General features: G+C 35.5%; 24 protein-coding genes and 1 pseudogene. 23 read left to right on the top strand and 2 right to left on the bottom strand.

Features of this window, described 5'->3' with window-relative positions; translation table 11 throughout:
- Positions 1-7: 7 nt before the first annotated feature.
- From ACZ427_RS09340 to ACZ427_RS09310, 7 genes are all read left to right on the top strand, one after another.
- Complete coding sequence (locus tag ACZ427_RS09340; protein WP_461177657.1) at positions 8-706, top strand: hypothetical protein; 699 nt, start codon at positions 8-10, stop codon at positions 704-706.
- Positions 707-725: 19 nt separating this feature from the next.
- Entirely contained in the window at positions 726-875 is a 150-nt protein-coding gene (gene sda / locus ACZ427_RS09335; protein ID WP_461177658.1) for a sporulation histidine kinase inhibitor Sda, read from the top strand.
- Between the two features lie 164 nt (positions 876-1,039).
- Positions 1,040-1,120 carry a putative holin-like toxin gene (locus ACZ427_RS09330; protein WP_461177866.1) on the top strand — a complete coding sequence of 27 codons (81 nt, stop codon included), beginning with the start codon at positions 1,040-1,042 and terminating at the stop codon, positions 1,118-1,120.
- Between the two features lie 666 nt (positions 1,121-1,786).
- On the top strand, positions 1,787-2,260 hold the full coding sequence (locus ACZ427_RS09325; protein WP_077326285.1) for an Hsp20/alpha crystallin family protein: 474 nt from the start codon (positions 1,787-1,789) through the stop codon (positions 2,258-2,260).
- 79 nt (positions 2,261-2,339) lie between these two features.
- Positions 2,340-2,567 (top strand): hypothetical protein, encoded by a 228-nt coding sequence (locus ACZ427_RS09320; protein ID WP_010529229.1) that lies wholly within the window; start codon positions 2,340-2,342, stop codon positions 2,565-2,567.
- A gap of 142 nt (positions 2,568-2,709) precedes the next feature.
- A complete protein-coding gene (locus ACZ427_RS09315) occupies positions 2,710-3,723 on the top strand; it encodes a DUF3231 family protein (protein ID WP_461177659.1) in 1,014 nt (337 codons plus the stop codon).
- A 9-nt stretch (positions 3,724-3,732) separates the two neighbouring features.
- Positions 3,733-4,185 carry a hypothetical protein gene (locus ACZ427_RS09310; protein ID WP_077326287.1) on the top strand — a complete coding sequence of 151 codons (453 nt, stop codon included), beginning with the start codon at positions 3,733-3,735 and terminating at the stop codon, positions 4,183-4,185.
- A gap of 571 nt (positions 4,186-4,756) precedes the next feature.
- On the opposite strand, the gene ACZ427_RS09305 is transcribed toward ACZ427_RS09310, so the two are convergent.
- Positions 4,757-5,920, bottom strand: a complete 1,164-nt coding sequence (locus ACZ427_RS09305; protein WP_461177660.1) for a hypothetical protein — start codon at positions 5,918-5,920, stop codon at positions 4,757-4,759.
- A gap of 453 nt (positions 5,921-6,373) precedes the next feature.
- Between ACZ427_RS09305 and ACZ427_RS09300 the strand changes: the two genes are divergently transcribed.
- Positions 6,374-6,850: an Hsp20/alpha crystallin family protein gene (locus ACZ427_RS09300; RefSeq protein ID WP_464883567.1), complete on the top strand. Its 477-nt coding sequence runs from the start codon at positions 6,374-6,376 to the stop codon at positions 6,848-6,850.
- A gap of 152 nt (positions 6,851-7,002) precedes the next feature.
- Here ACZ427_RS09300 and ACZ427_RS09295 read toward each other — a convergent pair.
- Positions 7,003-7,236 (bottom strand): annotated as a pseudogene (locus ACZ427_RS09295) (GNAT family N-acetyltransferase); the annotation flags it as partial.
- 412 nt (positions 7,237-7,648) lie between these two features.
- On the opposite strand from ACZ427_RS09295, the gene ACZ427_RS09290 reads away from it, so the two are divergent.
- The 15 genes from ACZ427_RS09290 to ACZ427_RS09220 all read left to right on the top strand — a co-directional run bounded on the left by ACZ427_RS09290 (position 7,649) and on the right by ACZ427_RS09220 (position 17,374).
- Positions 7,649-7,732, top strand: coding sequence for an LPXTG cell wall anchor domain-containing protein (locus ACZ427_RS09290; protein ID WP_200090415.1), 84 nt, complete (start codon positions 7,649-7,651; stop codon positions 7,730-7,732).
- 300 nt (positions 7,733-8,032) lie between these two features.
- A complete protein-coding gene (locus tag ACZ427_RS09285; RefSeq protein WP_461177661.1) occupies positions 8,033-8,626 on the top strand; it encodes a TetR/AcrR family transcriptional regulator in 594 nt (197 codons plus the stop codon).
- A gap of 343 nt (positions 8,627-8,969) precedes the next feature.
- Complete coding sequence (locus tag ACZ427_RS09280) at positions 8,970-9,152, top strand: hypothetical protein (protein ID WP_461177662.1); 183 nt, start codon at positions 8,970-8,972, stop codon at positions 9,150-9,152.
- Between the two features lie 94 nt (positions 9,153-9,246).
- Entirely contained in the window at positions 9,247-9,717 is a 471-nt protein-coding gene (locus ACZ427_RS09275; RefSeq protein ID WP_461177663.1) for a DoxX family protein, read from the top strand.
- A gap of 11 nt (positions 9,718-9,728) precedes the next feature.
- Positions 9,729-10,442 carry a GNAT family N-acetyltransferase gene (locus ACZ427_RS09270; RefSeq protein WP_461177664.1) on the top strand — a complete coding sequence of 238 codons (714 nt, stop codon included), beginning with the start codon at positions 9,729-9,731 and terminating at the stop codon, positions 10,440-10,442.
- 126 nt (positions 10,443-10,568) lie between these two features.
- Positions 10,569-10,835, top strand: a complete 267-nt coding sequence (locus ACZ427_RS09265; protein WP_461177665.1) for a hypothetical protein — start codon at positions 10,569-10,571, stop codon at positions 10,833-10,835.
- Complete coding sequence (locus ACZ427_RS09260) at positions 10,814-11,572, top strand: hypothetical protein (protein ID WP_461177666.1); 759 nt, start codon at positions 10,814-10,816, stop codon at positions 11,570-11,572. Before ACZ427_RS09265 ends, ACZ427_RS09260 begins: the two co-directional genes overlap by 22 nt.
- 121 nt (positions 11,573-11,693) lie before the next feature.
- A complete protein-coding gene (locus tag ACZ427_RS09255; protein WP_461177667.1) occupies positions 11,694-12,410 on the top strand; it encodes an FRG domain-containing protein in 717 nt (238 codons plus the stop codon).
- Positions 12,411-12,602: 192 nt separating this feature from the next.
- Positions 12,603-13,289: a hypothetical protein gene (locus ACZ427_RS09250; RefSeq protein ID WP_461177668.1), complete on the top strand. Its 687-nt coding sequence runs from the start codon at positions 12,603-12,605 to the stop codon at positions 13,287-13,289.
- A 125-nt stretch (positions 13,290-13,414) separates the two neighbouring features.
- Positions 13,415-13,756 carry a hypothetical protein gene (locus ACZ427_RS09245; RefSeq protein ID WP_461177669.1) on the top strand — a complete coding sequence of 114 codons (342 nt, stop codon included), beginning with the start codon at positions 13,415-13,417 and terminating at the stop codon, positions 13,754-13,756.
- Between the two features lie 90 nt (positions 13,757-13,846).
- Positions 13,847-14,689: a nucleotidyltransferase gene (locus ACZ427_RS09240; RefSeq protein ID WP_461177670.1), complete on the top strand. Its 843-nt coding sequence runs from the start codon at positions 13,847-13,849 to the stop codon at positions 14,687-14,689.
- Positions 14,690-14,950: 261 nt separating this feature from the next.
- Positions 14,951-15,367 carry a hypothetical protein gene (locus ACZ427_RS09235; RefSeq protein WP_464883566.1) on the top strand — a complete coding sequence of 139 codons (417 nt, stop codon included), beginning with the start codon at positions 14,951-14,953 and terminating at the stop codon, positions 15,365-15,367.
- A 345-nt stretch (positions 15,368-15,712) separates the two neighbouring features.
- Positions 15,713-16,291 carry a DUF5694 domain-containing protein gene (locus tag ACZ427_RS09230; RefSeq protein WP_464883565.1) on the top strand — a complete coding sequence of 193 codons (579 nt, stop codon included), beginning with the start codon at positions 15,713-15,715 and terminating at the stop codon, positions 16,289-16,291.
- A gap of 58 nt (positions 16,292-16,349) precedes the next feature.
- Positions 16,350-16,706, top strand: coding sequence for a DUF3923 family protein (locus ACZ427_RS09225; protein ID WP_461177673.1), 357 nt, complete (start codon positions 16,350-16,352; stop codon positions 16,704-16,706).
- A 176-nt stretch (positions 16,707-16,882) separates the two neighbouring features.
- Positions 16,883-17,374 carry a hypothetical protein gene (locus ACZ427_RS09220; protein WP_461177674.1) on the top strand — a complete coding sequence of 164 codons (492 nt, stop codon included), beginning with the start codon at positions 16,883-16,885 and terminating at the stop codon, positions 17,372-17,374.
- Positions 17,375-18,090: the final 716 nt, after the last annotated feature.

Genomic DNA, 18,090 nt, shown 5'->3' with positions numbered 1-18,090 from the left:
ATGAACCATGACCAGCCCATTCTCGTTGGAAAGACCTTGGGAATTGCACTGGAAGCGTCTGCCGTCCAATTTGAGATCAATTAACTATATCAACAATGAATCACCGAAAGAATGTGCAGCGTTAGGTGCAATAGCAAAAGTAGGAATCATCGGGGGGAGGCAACTCTCCCGGTTATTCCGTTTACCAAAGAAACGCTTGAAACGAATGGAAAGGGAGCAAAAAATTGTCCGACATGAAATGCACGTGAACAAACAAATCATTCCTATCTACACCTTGGGACAGGCAGGTGCAGTAATTACGAATGTCCCTTACGAACCAAATTATTGGGTGGAGTACCAAACAAAGGATGTGTTAAAGCGTGTTTTGTTTTTTGAATTGTATTATTACTTTCCGGACGCCAAAATCATCCCGACACCGGAACCGTTTGTCGGAGCCATCGAATTTCATGGCAATCCGTTTTATATTTATGTATCCCGAGGGGGCATCAAAGACCTCATCATGTATTTAAAATGGAAAGGGAGTCCATTTGCGGAACGAATGATTGTCATTACTGAATCGCTGAAACATATTCAACCACTGGTAATGCATGCAAAGGACATGAAACTGCGAACCACCACGGATCAGAATTTATTGGCAGGAGAGAGCAATATTCAAAATATGTTTTATTTGTTAGATGAAAAAGGAGCCTTTGTTCAAGAAGCATAACCAGTCAAAGGAGGAGAAAATGGAAAAATTAACGGATGAACTTTTAATGGAAGCGTATCAAAAGGCGCTCGATATGCATGTAGATAAAGATTTTATTTTACTTCTGGAGAAAGAATTATCAAGAAGAAAGTTGTCACGGAGAGTAGAACAGACAGATGAAAATGGTTAATTTTCATAGAGGGAAAAGCGGAACATTTCACTGTGAACAAATAATAGGAAAATATGTTCTGTAAAGATGGGTTAATCTTTGTTACAATCATACTAGTACAATAAGGCTTTCATGGGTGGCGGCTCACTTTCTTTCTCATTTTCTGAGAAAGGAGGTGATGCCTAATGACAGTAGTTGAAGCATTGTTTTTGATGATCTCGTTCGGAACATTAATTGTAGCGATACTGTCAAACCAAAAAAAATAGCCACCCTATGAGCCTGGCAAGCGATTAGGGTGGTTATTTTATACTCTTTTGTGAGCCGCCCCCTTGAAGGGCTATTGTACTTGACCGTTAGTGTAGTAGCACTAGCGGTCTCTTTTTATGTTATGCAGTGAATATACTTTTATTATACCCGAAGTTTATGGAAATGAAAACTAAAATCGAATCTTATTCAAAAAGTCTAGAATTATGTAGTAATGTATGTCTCTGAAGGATTTAACTGATTAGGAAATTTAGTGTAAACTAAATTTACAGAATAATTATAAAAATAATATAACATAGAGTTTGTGAAGAATTTAACTTAAATTAACGGGCCAGATTGTGGAAGACTAGAACATAAAATTTTTTGTGCAAAACATGTTTACAAACATATAAAAACGTGGTATATAAAGAATAGAAGTTAGCACTCATATTTACCGAGTGCTAACAACACATCATAAAGGAGTGGTTAATGATGACTAGATTGATTCCTTTCAACAAAAGGGTTCGAGGTCTCAGTAGGGACGGGCCGGGGAATTTTATCAACATGGTTGGCGACTTCTTTCATGACCCGTGGTTTACGAATAGAAACCCAATGATTTAAAACAAAAATCACCACTCATTAACTGAATGAGTACAACAATTAAAATTTTATAAAAGGAGTGATTAATAATGGCTGGATTGATTCCTTTCAACCGAAAAAATCGTAATGTGGTTAGTGCAAGCCCAAGGAATCCTTTCAACATGATTGATGACTTCTTTGATGAAGCCTTTAGTGATTTCCCGTCCCTTAGAAGAAACTTGACTACAGACCCATTCAAGGTTGATGTAAGGGAAACCGACAACGAATACCTGGTTGAGGCTGAACTTCCAGGGGTAAAAAAAGAAGACATTAATGTCAATTTAAGCGACGACGGTAGGCTTTCTATTGCTGTAAATCGAAACGAGGATGTTGAGAGCAAAGACGAAGATGGTAATTATATTCACAGGGAACGTCGTTCTGAGGCTATGCAACGTTCTCTTTATTTGGAAAACGCCAAACCAGATGGCGTCAGTGCAAGGTTGGAAGATGGTTTGCTCAAAATTAATGTGACCAAAGAAGAACAGGCGAATAACGATAACACGCATAGGATAGAAATCGAATAGGTCACAAAACGCCTGTTACCCCTTGAACTCTACATTACTTAATGTAGGGGGCTCCCTTAATAAATGGGGGTGATATAACATGATTTTACAAGTGATACAAGAACAATACGAGGCTCTTATGAAGTCACATTTGCCTCCAAAACGTAAAAATCAAATGCTTGGTGTTTTGATGTCACGGCTAGAAGAATCATTTTATGTTAGTCCGTTTGAAGAACATCCAGACGAAAGGGTGATGGCCCTGTATAAAAAGATTAATCAAAGCAGAAAAAATATACAAAAACAAGGAAATGACGTGGCAGAAAATTAAATTGAAAAAGGTTGTCAAAGTAAGCCCCCGCTTGACCACGGGGGCTTACTTGTTGATTCAATGAGCAAAAATACCAAAAAGGGTTATGAATATTTTGCAGGGTAAGGTTAAAGATATTTATAAAACCTTGGAGGAATATCTTATGAATACACAGCCTAATCCTGAATTGACCTCGGCTGAAATCGCAAGTCTTTGGAGTAATTACTTAAGCGATTCAATGGCTGTACAGACTATTAGTTATACATTGATCCAGGTTGAAGATGAAGACATACGCTCTGTATTGGAATTTGCTTTAAGTTTATCCCAGCAACACGTCCAATTTATCGAAAACCTGTTTACCAATGAGCAAATTGCTGTACCCGATGGATTTTCAACCCAGGATGTGAATTTAAACGCACCAAGATTATACACCGATGATTTTTTCCTCTTGTATATCCAAAACTTAGGAAAATTAGGTATGACTACCTATACGATGGCTTTATCTAATGCCGCACGTTCTGATATTGTGCAATATTTTAAACAAAACTTAAGCACATCTGCAGACTTACTGGATCAAGCCACGCAAGTAAAATTAACAAAAGGGATTTTTTCAAGAGCCCCCTATATTCCCAAACCTGAAAGGGTCGAATACATTAACGACCAACATTATTTGAGTGGGGGATGGTTTAGTGACAAACGCCCGTTAAATGCCATTGAAATTACGAATTTATATTACAATATTGAAAGGAATAGGGTGGGTGCAGCGCTGATTATGGGATTTAGTCAGGTAGCCCAATCGCCAGAAGTTCGAAAGTATTTGGTACGAGGACGGGATATATCAGAAAAACACGTGAATATTTTCAATAAAATTATGCACAATGACCATCTTTCAACACCGTCAGTATGGGATGCTCAACCAACGGATTCAACCGAATCTCCGTTTTCGGACAAACTTATGATGTTCTATATTACAACAATGAACACAGCCGGGATTGGTCAATATGGGGCGGCAATTGGATCCAGTCAAAGGACTGACTTGATTGCAACGTACACACGTCTTACAGCTGAAATTGCGAAATACGGCGAAGATGGTGCTAATCTTATGATTAAAAATCGATGGTTGGAAAAACCGCCCCAAGCACCGGATCGAAATCAAATTGCAAGAGATAAGGGTTAGGTCTTATGAATGGATAAATTGCTGTGGAGCATCCCATTACCTGGTTTTGGCCAATTATTAAATAAAAAATACATCAAAGGGATTGTACTAATTTTCTTAGTGTTTTTGGTCAACGTACAGGGAAACTTTAACGAGGTCATCCTTCTAAGTTTTCATGGGGAAATAGAAAAAGCGATTCAATATGCAGATTATCAGTGGCACATGTTCTATCCTTGTTTATACTTTTTTGCCATGTGGGATGTCTTTAAAGATGCAGGTGGCGGAAAAAAGCCATATTCCTTTTTACCATTTGTATTTTCAGCCTATTTTGTGACTGTAGGAACGATCTATTCATCTAAACTAACTTTATTCAGCATATTGCTCGGTCCAATTTGGCTTCCAATATTAAGCGTCATTCCGGGTTTGGTTGTGGGATTCTTATTGCAGCACATCATGATAAAAAAGCTGGCTAATCGGTTTTAGCTTTTGCATCAGGGGGGATTCACAGGCTTGGGTATTACCAACTTTATTCCTTTAACGGGAGCCTTTCCGGATCAGCGCGCGTATTGTACATAAGGGGTCCTACCGACATTTTGACATCTAACCTGCGCTAAGCCACTTTCTTCCATATGAATCCTGATTATAGGCTCGTTAAGGGGTAATTTTATAATTCTACGCAAAAATTTCACCTCATTAAACCCCTTTTAGAAGCTATGATTCTCCCACTTAGGGCATTATTTTATCGTAGAATCCATCTACGCTATTTTTAGGTCATTTTTGTAAGAAAATGGATTAGCGTTGTTTTTTGTCATTATGTTGGCAAGACCGCTATTTCTTCAACTGTTAACTTTTTTTATCAAGATTGCGTATTTTTTGTATTCTGTAGACTGAATATTGCGGTATCCAAAATCCATGGAGCTGTACAATTAACCAATTTTTAAATTGCTTATTCAACAGGATGTTCCAGGATGCAGCTTGATAATTTAATTTACTTTAGCCTTTTACATCAAGTGTCGGGGGCTTATTTTTTATGTCCAAGATTGAGTATCTTATTTTAACCATCTTTGGTTTCGTTTCTTTCTTCATCTTGCTGACCCCGATAGTATTTGGAACGTTGGCTTTGTCGGTATCCATACATAATGTTTCGTACCATTTCTTCGTTTTCAAGGCCGACACCAATTGATCCCGCAAAAGTTGCTATGGAAGTGGCCAACCAGGCCAATTTTGTATAATTCCAGAAGCTAACAGATTCGTTTAAATCACCTAATGATTGAAATAAATCCGGTGGAACAAACAAAAGGACTGTCAGCAGGAATAATACAAAAAGCGTAATATAGTAACATAATACTGCTACTGTTAAAGTAGCTACTGTTGTTCGGTTATATAATTTTCTGACAGCTTTATCATTATTTATAGCTGGCTTTTCCCACAGATTATGCGAGATGATAATCCATACCACGATACTGAAGATTGCACCAACCATTAAGCCCAAAAAGCGAAAAAGTTCAAATGCTCCACTTAACTTCCATAAAGTAGGGAAAATAAGGCCATAAGCCCCTGTAGCAAAAGCCACTGCAACGACAGGCTTAAATGATGGAATAATGCCCCATGGGCGATTTGCATAGGTCATTCCCGCTAAAACACGCAGTTTAGCCTGAAAACGTGGGCGAATAACAAGATGCAGATCCATTTTTTTACCCATAGGGGTTGAATGTTCACGACGAATCAGTGAAAACAAAAATTGTCTGGATACAGCGCCTTTTTCACGATCAGACATGCCTTCTTTTGCGGTAACAGCAGTTTTTTTCATACTATTATTCGATTGATGGCTGTGTAACTCTTTTACAACTTGTAGCAATACTTTCCTTATGCGTGCGGTTAAAGGAAAAGATCCAAATGCTGGAATCGATATTTGCCCGATTTGCCGATTATAATCACCATCTGCCACGACCAAATCCTTATCATCAAACAATGGGAGGTCTGTTAAACATATGGCAAAATCCCAGTTTTTTTGCTTTTTTATAGACTCAGTTTCCTCCATCAGTTCTTGCGTGTCTTCAGCTGAGCCAATAAGAGGGTCTGTTGTAACTTCAACAGACCATTTGACTTGATCTGAAACCTTTGCAGATAAGAATTCAGGTAATTTATTTTTGAAACTTTTAGCTAATTTTTCTGGCGTATCGGGACAAGGAATAAGTCCAATAGTTAATCGTGACAATTACCTCACCTCCAATAAATATAAGAATTGGTTCATTTTATTTACCCGATTTTTTGGAATAAAAACATAGTGAAAATTTACAATTCATTAACTCGCTGGTCTGAAAAGTAAAAAGATATAAAAAATCAATTAATAAAAATGTAACTCCAATAATTATGTTTATAAATATATTAAAATGTGGTATATAAAAAATAGAACTTAGCACTCGGATGGGTCTAATGCTAAGTCAGAGAAAATATGAAGAAAGGAGTTGATTTATTCTGATTAAATTTATTCCTTTTAGTATGATGGAAGACTTTTCAAACGGATTTTGGTTGAGGGGAAGGGTGCCCTTGGATAGGGCTTAGCGAGCATTTTAATTGAAAGTTTATCTCTTTTTGTAATATGAAATTCACCTCTGTTAGTATTGAAATGAAGTGCTAATGTCAATATTTATTTGAAAAGGAGTGAGTCATGATGTCAAGTTTAATACCTTTCAATAGAAAAAATCGAAATGTATCAAATGTGACACCAACAAACCCTTTTAACATGATTGACGACTTTTTTGATGATGCTTTTAAAGATTTTCCATTGGCCAGAAGAAACCTTGTTACAGATCCGTTCAAGGTAGATATTCAGGAAACAGATAATGAATATTTAGTAGATGCTGAACTTCCAGGGATAAAGAAAAATGATATTGATGTCACGTTAAATGATGAAGGTCGTTTAACTATCTCGGTGAACCGGGAAGAAAATGTTGATACGAAAGATGAAGATAACAACTATATTCATCAAGAAAGACGTTACGATTCAATGCAGCGTTCACTCTTTTTGGCAAATGCCAAGACCGATGATGTAAAGGCGAAGCTAGAAGATGGATTGCTGAGAATCACTGTGGGTAAAGATGAACAAGCAGTGAAGGATAATTCACGTAAAATTGAAATTGAATAATGTTGTACAAGAAAAGCCTCACGGTCAATTTCGCGAGGCTTTTCTTTGGTTATTATTAGTTTTAGACTATTTACCGATTTACACATCAATTGAAAAAAATTTTGATTTCGATTATTTGGGAGAATGTCATATTTATGACCATATTGTTTGATTATTTCATGAATCATTTTGTAACCAATTTCGTCACTTCTATAGGAAGGATTAACTGAAACGTGTTGGATAATCACGTTTACGTCACTTTTAATTTTAAAACCAATTGCTCCAATAATATTATTTGACTGTTTCCAAAGATAAAGATGCCAATTAGGGTTATTCTCATATTGGTCAACAATTTCTTGTAATGATTTGATATCTCTTTTATTCAACGTGAATGAAAGAAGACCCATCGCAATTTTTCTGTAGCATTTTTTATAACGAATTAACATACAGTTTGAACTCTCCCTAACAGGTGACGGATTTGTTCTATCAAGAACTATTGCAACCATCCAAATCACTCCTTTAAAGAAAGTTTTTGGCACTCAAAAGAGGTGAATGCTAATTATTTTTTATATATCACATTTTAATCATTTTGTAAATTAATTTACATTTAAAAAACTATATATTTTTATTTATGATAAAATGGTAGTGACTGTGCCACAATCGGGCGCAAAAGTTGAATAAATGCACTCAGCCTTTTGAAAATGGTCAGATTATGGAAGGAATAGAGTTCACTTTGACAGTTTTGCAGGAAATTTAATGGATTGAATAGAAAGTGTATTAGATCAAACTAAAATGAATTAGACAAGGGGGGCGGAAACGATGGGTACTGGTGTCTGGGTCGCTATAGGTATTGCCATAGCTGCTGGAATAGGTTTGTTTGGAAAATCAAAAAAGAAAAAATAGCATCTCTTGAATAAATTCTTATTAGGCTAATGGGTGCTTATCTGAAATAGGGAATTGTCCTCTGTTCAGCGAACGGGCGCTTAACTTGAATAAGAGTCAGCACACTATTTTTTTTAGGGTTATATTGTGGAAGAAGTTTCATATTAGGTGAAGGCAAGGATTAACAATATTCTTTAATATTTATTTCGAGGGACTATGGAAAAATAAAACTTAATAGCCCATTGACAAACCGACAGTCGGTATGCAAAAATAAAGATCAACCAAATCACACTGGTAATTTGAGAACAGGAGATGATGATTTTGCTGGAACATATCAGCCTCACTTCGAATTTTCGCCACTTATTGTTAATCACCGAAGAACTCATTCAGGAAAAAGGGTGTAAAAAAACAACGTTACAAGACATTATCCAGAATTCCGGACTTTCTAAAGGGGCAATTTATCATTATGTTCGAAGTAAGGATGAATTGTTCGGATTGATTTTACAAATCAAAACGGAAAAAACCAATGAAGATTTCCACAAGGAGACAAAGAAGGCAAATACCGGATTGGAAGGACCGCTACGTGCGATTGCAAATGGAATGAAATATCTAACCGATGAAGAAGACGTTACGAACGTAATATTTATTTATTTGCTGAGCCGAAAAGAAGAACCTGCAATTGCGGATATTTTATCCCATATATATGAGCATTCAATCCATTTGTCTGTTTCCTGGATTGAAGCCGGTCAACGTGCCGGAGTTATTACGGATGATTTGGATGCGAAACAAACAGCAATGATGTTCATGACATTTTCGTACGGTTTGCGTGTCCGGGCAATGATCGATGCCTCGAACATGTCAAATGCAAGTCAAGAATTTCATGAATTGATGCGCAATAAGTTGCGTAAACCGTAAAGATGACGTAAAAGCTTCATGAATTGATGAGTTGTCTATGTAAGAACACCTAATTTGAATTTTTATTTTGGCTAATCACTATTCACGAAAGGGTGACGTGTATATGAGGAAACTCGAAGACATGTGGGTTGGTTAATCATTATTTTACCAACAGTGATATATGGAGGCGCAAGCTTGTTATCTCTGCTAATCGAACCAGGTTCAAGCTATCATGAAGGCCCGTTGCGGCGGGATTTGTGGAGGGAAGGACATGCACATGCAGGTATACTTTTGATGCTTTCTTTGCTGGCGTATCTATATGTGTATAAGGCAAGGTTATCAGCAGGTATGAACTGCTATTCCGTTGTCTGCCATATTTATTCCTGCTGCATTCTTTTTATCGGTATTACCACCAGATGCAACTGAACCAAATGCTCTCATTTATTTGGCGTATGTGGGTGCTATAAGTTTAGTAGCAGGATTGATTGTTCTCGGTGTCGGACTTGTACGAAGGACAGATAGTACGTCATCCTCAATTGAAATATGACGATAGTCATAATGTTGAATGATGAAGAAGTCATAAAGGGATGAAATTTGTATTTATAATTTTTTCAAAAGCTTTGGCATGAGGAGGAAATGATATGGCGACATTGGTTTTATTGTTATGTTTTTTAATAATGTTTGTTTTAAAACAAATTAACGTGGCTATTTCTTATCAAAAAATAGGACGTATTGCCATAAGTGCAATGCTTTTTTTCATAGGCTTTAGCCACTTCTTCGTCCCAGAAAACTTAATGGAAATGATTCCTCCAGTAATTCCATTTGCGCTTTCAATCGTATACATCACGGGATTCTTAGAGCTTTTATTCGGAGTATTATTTTTGTTTGACAAGACATATAAATTGACAGGTAAAATCCTTATCGTATATTTCATTCTAATATGGCCAGCGAACATATACCATGCCATAAATACGGGAGAAATCCCTGGCGGCATCGAACAGTATGTGCCATATTATCATTGGATACGTGTAATACTCATTCAACCTTTCTTTATATTGTGGACATGGTTATCGATAACACCATTCAAGAATGAAAAAGTACCATCAAAATAGGAGATGAGCGCGTGAATTGGAATAAGGTAGAAATTGAGAAAGAAATCGTAGCCTTTATCAAAAGTTGGGGATATTGTAGGAAGACCCCTAATACTGAGATCAATACAACAGGGGATGTAAAAAAAGTGAAGTTTGGAGAAAAAGTCTATGGACGTGAGCTTGAATTTTTTCATTTCTATCAATCTGATCCACTGCCAAACGAATTCAAACACCTAAATAAGCCTCATTGGGTAACACTTTTTTCACATACACAGGAAGTAAATAAAAAGATGGAAGGCTTGGGATATGATTCGCAAGCAAGTGAGTATTTAATGAAACTATCAGCGAAAACAGAGTTCATGCAATATAATAAGTATCAGGTAAAGGAAGTTAAAACCGAAAAACAAGCAGAGAAGATAAATGATGTTCTTAGCTTTCAAAAGTATAATCCAAACCGAATTTATGACCCTTATATCCGCTATTACTTTATTGAGATTGACCATAAACCCGTTTGTACCGGTATTATGTCTATAAATGAAGGAGTATCCTGTTTGGATCGAGTCCATACGGATGAAAATTATCGAGGTTTTGGATTAGCTGCTAACCTTTGCTCTTTTATGTTAGATATGTCTAAAAGTTATGGTGTAACAAAAAATATATTAGGTTCAAGCGAAATGGGATTCCATTTATATAAGAAGCTGGGCTATGAAACAGTCATACCAATGTACGTATTTTCTAAAGAATAAAATGCATAAAACTTGAGCGTCGACGGTATTCCAGAATCGGTCGCGTTGAATTCATTGTGTCTGAAGAAATCGGAGAGGTAACGAAGTATTCAGATACGGAGGGGACATACTCTGGAAATTTTTCTAATGAGTATGAAAAAAGGAACTAAATACTTTTCCATCAAAGGTGTTAGTACAGACGAAGCTATAGCTATCAAAGAAGAAAACGGTGAATATAGAAAAGCGTTAAACGAAGGCAGGTATGAAAATAGTAAACTTCTTCAATTATACCAGCTAATAGAAGAACATGGTTTATTCAATCATCGGGCGCTATTCTTAAATAAGAATGCTGCCTTCCCAAATGGGGCCATTTTGAAGGAGAATCAATTAAAATGTTTAGTTATTCAAATTTAACAGAAGTGGAAAAACAAATAATCTTGCTTATGGGTGATTATATAAAGCTCCCACCAATAGAAGCACACACGAACATAAAAAATAGAAAGACCTTATATAAAGAGTTTTTTAATAAAAGCTATTCTGAGGAAAAGTTTGAGGAGATCCTTGATAGTTTGTATTACAAGGGTTTAGTATCATACGTTCCAGCAAGTATTATGACTGTTAATAATATAAGTAAAGATGCAGAGGAACAATTGAAAAAACATTATTCATTAGAGAAAGGATGGAAAGAACAAGATCCTTTTATAAGATTAACTATAGAGGGTGAAAGAACAATAACTGGAACTATGATCTATCATCAAATTTTAAAAGAAAAGACAAATGAAGAATATGAGAAACTGCGGTCTATCACAATAGCTTTGCAAGAAAAGCATAAAATATTACCTGAGCTAGAGAAGAAAATTGATAATTTTCACGGAAAGTCAATGCAGTTAATGGCTATTTTTATTGCTATTTTTACATTTATTATTGGAAATTCTGGGATTTTAATAACTGTTAAAGACAGAGACTTTACCGAAATAATAAATTTAATATTAATTATTAATGGAACGATGTTATTAGGAATTGGATTTCTGATGATAATAATTAAAAGCCTAATATTTAATGAAAAAGCTGGTGCGTGGAAAGTATTTTGGATTATTATTTTCCCCATCTTATTGATTATAATTGGAGTATTATTATCCTTATTCAACTAAAGGGCTCTTATCTGTAAAGGATCGTCAAACTTTGGGAAAAGAGTCAGGTTATAGCAATGATTAATAAACGACAGTATTTATTTAAAATAATTATTCTTTATAATTAAATTATGATGAAGAGGTGATTACCATAAAAGAAGTAAGGGTTAAAAAATTTGAGGAATTACATAAAGCACTAAGCAAATATAGAAAAACAAATTTATGGTTGTTTAGGGGACATAGTAATCCTGAATGGGTTTTAGTTCCCAAAGCTGGTAGAAATCCTTATTATAAATATGATGATGCCGAGATTTTCCAATCTTGGAAAAGGCAAGCAGCACACTTTTTAAATGGGGCTTACGGCGAATGGGATATGCTGACAGTTGCGCAACATCACGGTTTAGCCACTAGGCTGTTGGATTGGACATTTAATCCTCTAGTTGCAGCTTTTTTTGCTGTACAAAGTTATGAAGAATGTGATGCCGTTTTATACGCTTATTTAAACCAATGCAGTTTAAAAACTGAAGAAATAAAACCTTTTGAACATGAAGGAGTGTCCAAGATCAAGCCTAATGGTGCAGCTCCACGAGTAGTTAGACAAAGTGGCATTTTTACTATACATAATCCCCCTACACTACGTTTGGAAAATAATTTGAAAGAAGAGAATAAATTAGAAAAAATTATTATTGATCATTCATATCGTAAGGAGTTAAGATTTGAATTATCACATTATGGTATAAATGAATTATCCCTTTTTCCTGATTTAGATGGCTTATCTGATCATGTAAATTGGATTATGGAAAATAGCTCCTACTGGACTGGAGAAATTGATAAAGAGGTGGAATCAATAACGGAATAATAAATTATATAATGCAACATCGGGCGCAAGAATTGAACAATGATGGACTTTTCCCTGTAGTCCATTTTCTTGGTTCTTAGGTTCTTAGTCCATTATAGTGCAGATTAGTTTAATAGTGAGATCTTTATTTTATAGAGAAATGAGGAAAAGAAAAAGTGATTTTTTAGTCAAATTAAAGAGGGAGTTAAAAACATGAATAAAAAGAATTTCTTTATCTTATTAACAGTAGTTTTAATCGCAGTGTTTATAGCTGCTTGCGGGAACTCATCTGAACAGAATAACGCAGATAGCAATAGTAAAGATAAGGCTACTGATGAAGAAAATAAAAATAATGAAGAAACAAGTAACGAAAATTCTTCTAACGATAATGATGAAGAATCAAATAAAAGTAATAATAAAGATACAACCTCAGCTGATCATTTTGAACAAGTTGAAAACACAGTTGATGATTCAAGTGGTAGTGAAGAAAATGATCCATTATCCAATTATTCGGCAGAGGAAATTGAATATGCTCGTGTTTGGTTGGAAGTAGTGGACAATAAAGGTATAGACACACTGAAGATTAGTCATATTTCAGAAGGAGAATCAGTTGGTCAATACGAAGACAAAAGTGTTAAGTATCCAGAAAATGTAGTACATTTGTTTACGGATTTTCTAGCAGGGGGGAATGTATTTTATAGTAGTAACGGAGACGGAAGCATTAATTTGTATGACGTTCCTACTCGTTGGCCTACTCCTGAACAATTAAAAGAAGAAAGGAATCAAACAATGGAAGAGTACACCCAAAGTATTATTGATAATCCTGAGAAAGTTATGATTGATCCAGGGGATGATGAAGAAGTTGAAAGTGTTATTAAAAAAATAGAAATTTTAGATTAAACAATCGGGCGCGCTTATTGAATAAGAATCAGCAGAAGCGTCCCCATTAATATTGGTCATTTTATCGAAAGAATTATGCTAATATTGAATCAGGATATACTGTTTCATTAAAAGGAATGAATTTGTTGGAATATAAACAAGTTGATGATTGCTTCATAGTTGATAACCCCAAGGATTTGCTTTCCGCGTTAAAGAACAAAGGAAATTATATTATAATTCAGGAAGACTATAAAAAAGAGTTCGAGAAAAATACTCAATTGCCGCTTACGGACACAGAAGAAATGGCCTTTGAACTAGGATTCCGTGGTTGGGCTGGCATTTGGGGAGGAGTATTTTTTCATATTAACAATTTCTTTAGCAAAGGCAGTAAGCAACAAAAGAAAATTGACAGCAAGATCCGCAAATACAAGGTTAAAAAATTGAATGAAGAAGAAATTCACCTGTACTTGCGTCAATTGGAATATTAAATTAACGGGCGCTTATCTTTAATAAAAAATTGTGCCAATGTTGCATCATAAGGCCATATCCAATCAAAAAGGAAATGGGGATTTTAGATAATGACCGAGATTAAAGAAATAGGATCCTTATGTTCTTTGGATGACAAAGGCTACATAATAAACGAGTCTGATTCTGAAAAAATTAATCATAAATTTCTACAAGCAATCCAGCGAATAAAAGAGCGCTGCCTTTATGTTTTACCAAGGGAAATTCATAGTATTTATATAAGAGGATCTTTGCCAAGAGGATCAGAGATTGAAGGTGTATCTGATGTTGATGTAATAATAGTAACCTATTCGGATCCTCAGAATATTGACCTTGATTGGGTGGAAGAGGCTGAGCAACTCATTGATCAAGAGTTCCCTTTTATAAATGGAGTAGAATTAGGATTCTGCCCTTTAAGTGAGGTAAAGGAAACTAAATATTGTTCTATGATTCCTTTTATTTTAAAGACCTATGGTATTTGCATTTATGGTGATAATCTAATAAGCAAACTTCCTGATTATAAACCCGACAGCTCCCTGGCAAATGAACACCTCATTCATTTATCCTCTTTGATTGATAAAGCCAGGAATGATTTAACGGGAAATGATGATATTGAAGACATTAGGGATTGTTGTTCATGGATCATGAGAATTATTGTGAGGGCTGGTCTCGCGCTTGTCATTGTTCAAGAGCATTCGTATACAAGAGATTTATTTCCAGCATTTAAACTATTTTCCAGACATTATCCTGAAAAAGAGCAAGAGATGAGAACAGCTCTTTGGTATGCAATCAATCCCTTATCAAATTCGGAAGAAATATTGAAATACCTAGATAGCTTTGGAGATTGGATGGAGTTAGAAACGGAGAACTGGCTCAAGGTTTATAATCCAACAAAAGAAATACATCTTCCACTTTGACAGGGTGGCCACTATTCATTAAACGGGGCGCCTATCTGGAATAAAAGTCTAACGGAAATGGGCCAGATTATGGAACAACAAAAATATTAGTTAAGGTTATTTTATATTGTTAAGGAAGTTAATTTAAAGATAAAACTATCCTAGTACTAATGTTAACTTTTGGTTTAATCCTTTTAAAATTTTAACTGACTATTTTAGATTCTCCTATTAACAAGTAAAATACCGAAATGTAAATAAAGGAATGAGACTATGGAAGTGTCTATGAATTTAGACCAAGCAACTTATCATGTAGAAAAAAATAAACCACTGAAACTAAAAGAAGTAAATTTCAAGATTAAACCTAACATTAAAGAACAAAGAAGATTGTTTAGAACATCTTTATATAACCTAACAATTATCGCAGAAGTAAATAATCAAGTGTATGAGTTTGTAGGCTATGATCTTAATCACAAGCTGATTTCACAGCTAGAAAAAGACCCTTCAGGATTTCTAGTTGGAGCAGAGCCGCCATTTTTATGTGGAACAAACTGGCCGGATAGTGGAATATCTGAAGTCGTAGAGACAAATAATGTACCTTTAGATTCCCTGATCATAACAGATGGAAAAAATGTCATTGCTACAGTTAATAATGATGAGATACCTATGTTGATTAACTGGTTTAAAGATTTAATTAATTAAAAAAGAAGTGAAAGAAGGATTTAATAAAGGCATTTAAGTGTTATTCATGTAATAGCTACTAAATTTGGCACAAGAGAAACCGCCCATTGGAAATAAAATTGATATCTTTAAGTTTGAGAATCGGGCCATTATCCGAATAACTAATTGTGGCAATGTGAGAGTTGGAGATGATGCTATTAAGTTAAAGGAAGGTGGCTTATTATTAAACCAACCATATTAGTTCTTGGTACAGACCATTTTTCTAATCCAAATAACGGTGATATGTTTATAGCTCAAACCGAAGGCATACTAACAGATAAAAGACAAAATGAAATGTCTGATATAGTGGGCTGCATAAAAAGGTTTATGCCTACAAAAGTAGCGCTGGAAATTTCAACTGCGTATGATGAAAAACTAAATCAAGACTATGTTTCCTATCAGAAAGGATATTTTACACTGTCGTCAAATGAAGTCCATCAAATTGGCTTTCAGGTAGCAAAAAAATGTAATCTTGATAAAGTTTATGCAGTAGATTGGAACGATAATTTGGATTGTGATCTTAATTTTGGAAAATCAGCAGATCAGAATAATCAATCGGATATTTTCGATGAAGTTAAAAAAATAAGACAGATAATGGCCTCCCATTCTGAACAATATTATCAACATCACTCATTAAAAAAATATTTGCTTTGGCTTAATGAAAAGGAAAATATCGCAAAGAACCAGCGATTGTATATGAAACTGGCCTTGATAGGTAGCAAGAGCAATCCTGTTGGTGCGATATGGACAGCCAAGTATTGGTATTATCGTAATATGCTAATATACAAAAATTTGGTAAATTTAATCGAATCAAAAGAAGAACGGATTTTTGTTTTGTATGGTGCTGGACATCTTCACTTGCTTTTGCAGTTTTTAAAGAAAGCGAACTGTTTAATATCGAAATAGCCAGTGATTATCTAAGCGAGTGAAAATACACAGTAAATAATGAACTAAGTTTTGATAATTGAATTTAATTGTTCCAGAAAAGGGCGCGCTAATTGAGCAATTGCGTACTTCTGAATCGGGCCAGATGGCTTTTATTCTATTAGTTCATAAGAGGGGTGATTTGGTGAAATTTGCTTGGATTGCTTGGTGGATCGTAAATGCTTTTTGGTTGGCCTTATTTGCAGCAGGATCGATTTTTTTAGCACAAAGAGACGTAGATGCGACCGGTGCTATTCAAACTCCGGAAATCATTATGTTAAATATTTTGGTTTTAGCATTACCTTTTTTGATCCCTTTACTCATTCAAATTGGTTGGTTAGTTGCAATGCTGGTTATTAAAAACAAAAGAAATAAAGAAATGACTGTTCAGGAATAGGGCGCATTTCTGAAAATAGGGATTTGCGCCATGTATTGCGGAATTGGGTCAAGTTTTTGAACATTAGCAGGAACCTTTAGGGAAGTGTCTTATAAAAATCCTTTTAGTTATATGTCCCACAAATCCATAAACATAAGTAGGAAGAGGATAAAAAATTTTGATGAGGGGGAGGATTTTTGAGCGTAGGAGAAATAGCAGCAAGTATATCAGTAATTATATCATTAGTGTTGGCTGTATCCACTGTTGTTAAAAATCACAAGGACAACAAAAGAGCCATAGAAACACAAACGCCTGTATTCAAAATAGAAAAGATACAATCGTTTGCTTTTGGGAGCTACACTCTTTTAATTAGAAATGTTAGAGACAATTTTTTTGTAATAAATAATGTAACAGCAAGCGATAATCGGGTGAATTGTGAGTATGCAGGAGTTTTTGAAATTACAGTTAATCAAATAGGTAGTGGAGAAGCGGCAACAAAAATATATAAAGGTCATGCCATAAACATTCACATAAATTCTGGTGATGATTTTGATGTTAGCTTTAATATAGAAGGTGTAACAATTTCAAATAGAACCTTCGTTGTTCAAACGCCGGAAATTAGGTTTAAAGGTAAAATGAAACAAAACATTTCTATTCAAGATAGATTTTTAAAATTTATAAAGAAGTAAATTCTATTAGGCTACTGGAGGACACTGCTAAGAATGTAAACAAGAGAAATCTGGGATTGCTTATGCTGTAATCGGGCGCCGTTCGACAAGCTATGCTATAAGCGCTTTGAAGCGTGAAATGCAGAGGATTACTTATAGTTAATCCAAACTTTACAACGGAGGATGGGAATGACGGAACCATGTTTCCCGAAACCATCCCGTCAATACTCCTGCATGCGTCATGACTGACAGGTCATGGGGTTTGAAGAACAGGTAGATTCGGCAGAACGAAGGCTGAAGCCACTCCACAAGAGAAGGTATGCCGACGGATATGCCGCACGGCTGAAAAACTGGATAAGGTGAGAATGTTCTCACGAAAGGGAATTGACGAACTTCCGAATGTACAGGTCTAAAGATTGAACATAGGGAAACTTATGGGTCATCCAACGATGGCGTGAGTGGTGTAGAGTAAAAATGCGCCCTCTGAAATACGCTATACCGGACAACGGCGGTATCCAGCTCACAGGCTTATAGGAAGCACCTACGTCCAGAATAGATAGCTACGTTATAAGGCACTTGGAAAGCAAGGAACGTTGGAACAAGGACTGTCATCTGAAACGGTTGCTATAAGGCTTATGCCAAAAAGCATTTATCCTTGTGAGGGTAGGGGTACGACCGATGAATCTCTGTAATGGGAGTGGAGGAACAGCCCCAAGTCTAGCGAATTAGAACGATTA

It is taken from the genome of Virgibacillus ainsalahensis (assembly GCF_055380755.1).
The sequence above is the reverse complement of the archived record's forward strand: the minus strand, read 5'-3'. Positions and strand labels throughout refer to the sequence as shown.

Coding starts and splice junctions, on each gene's coding strand:
- ACZ427_RS09340 (WP_461177657.1), top strand. CDS start 8: ATGACCAGCCCATTCTCGTTGGAAAGACCTTGGGAATTGCACTGGAAG.
- sda (WP_461177658.1), top strand. CDS start 726: ATGGAAAAATTAACGGATGAACTTTTAATGGAAGCGTATCAAAAGGCG.
- ACZ427_RS09330 (WP_461177866.1), top strand. CDS start 1,040: ATGACAGTAGTTGAAGCATTGTTTTTGATGATCTCGTTCGGAACATTA.
- ACZ427_RS09325 (WP_077326285.1), top strand. CDS start 1,787: ATGGCTGGATTGATTCCTTTCAACCGAAAAAATCGTAATGTGGTTAGT.
- ACZ427_RS09320 (WP_010529229.1), top strand. CDS start 2,340: ATGATTTTACAAGTGATACAAGAACAATACGAGGCTCTTATGAAGTCA.
- ACZ427_RS09315 (WP_461177659.1), top strand. CDS start 2,710: ATGAATACACAGCCTAATCCTGAATTGACCTCGGCTGAAATCGCAAGT.
- ACZ427_RS09310 (WP_077326287.1), top strand. CDS start 3,733: ATGGATAAATTGCTGTGGAGCATCCCATTACCTGGTTTTGGCCAATTA.
- ACZ427_RS09300 (WP_464883567.1), top strand. CDS start 6,374: ATGATGTCAAGTTTAATACCTTTCAATAGAAAAAATCGAAATGTATCA.
- ACZ427_RS09290 (WP_200090415.1), top strand. CDS start 7,649: ATGGGTACTGGTGTCTGGGTCGCTATAGGTATTGCCATAGCTGCTGGA.
- ACZ427_RS09275 (WP_461177663.1), top strand. CDS start 9,247: ATGGCGACATTGGTTTTATTGTTATGTTTTTTAATAATGTTTGTTTTA.
- ACZ427_RS09265 (WP_461177665.1), top strand. CDS start 10,569: ATGAGTATGAAAAAAGGAACTAAATACTTTTCCATCAAAGGTGTTAGT.
- ACZ427_RS09260 (WP_461177666.1), top strand. CDS start 10,814: ATGTTTAGTTATTCAAATTTAACAGAAGTGGAAAAACAAATAATCTTG.
- ACZ427_RS09250 (WP_461177668.1), top strand. CDS start 12,603: ATGAATAAAAAGAATTTCTTTATCTTATTAACAGTAGTTTTAATCGCA.
- ACZ427_RS09240 (WP_461177670.1), top strand. CDS start 13,847: ATGACCGAGATTAAAGAAATAGGATCCTTATGTTCTTTGGATGACAAA.
- ACZ427_RS09235 (WP_464883566.1), top strand. CDS start 14,951: ATGAATTTAGACCAAGCAACTTATCATGTAGAAAAAAATAAACCACTG.
- ACZ427_RS09230 (WP_464883565.1), top strand. CDS start 15,713: ATGCCTACAAAAGTAGCGCTGGAAATTTCAACTGCGTATGATGAAAAA.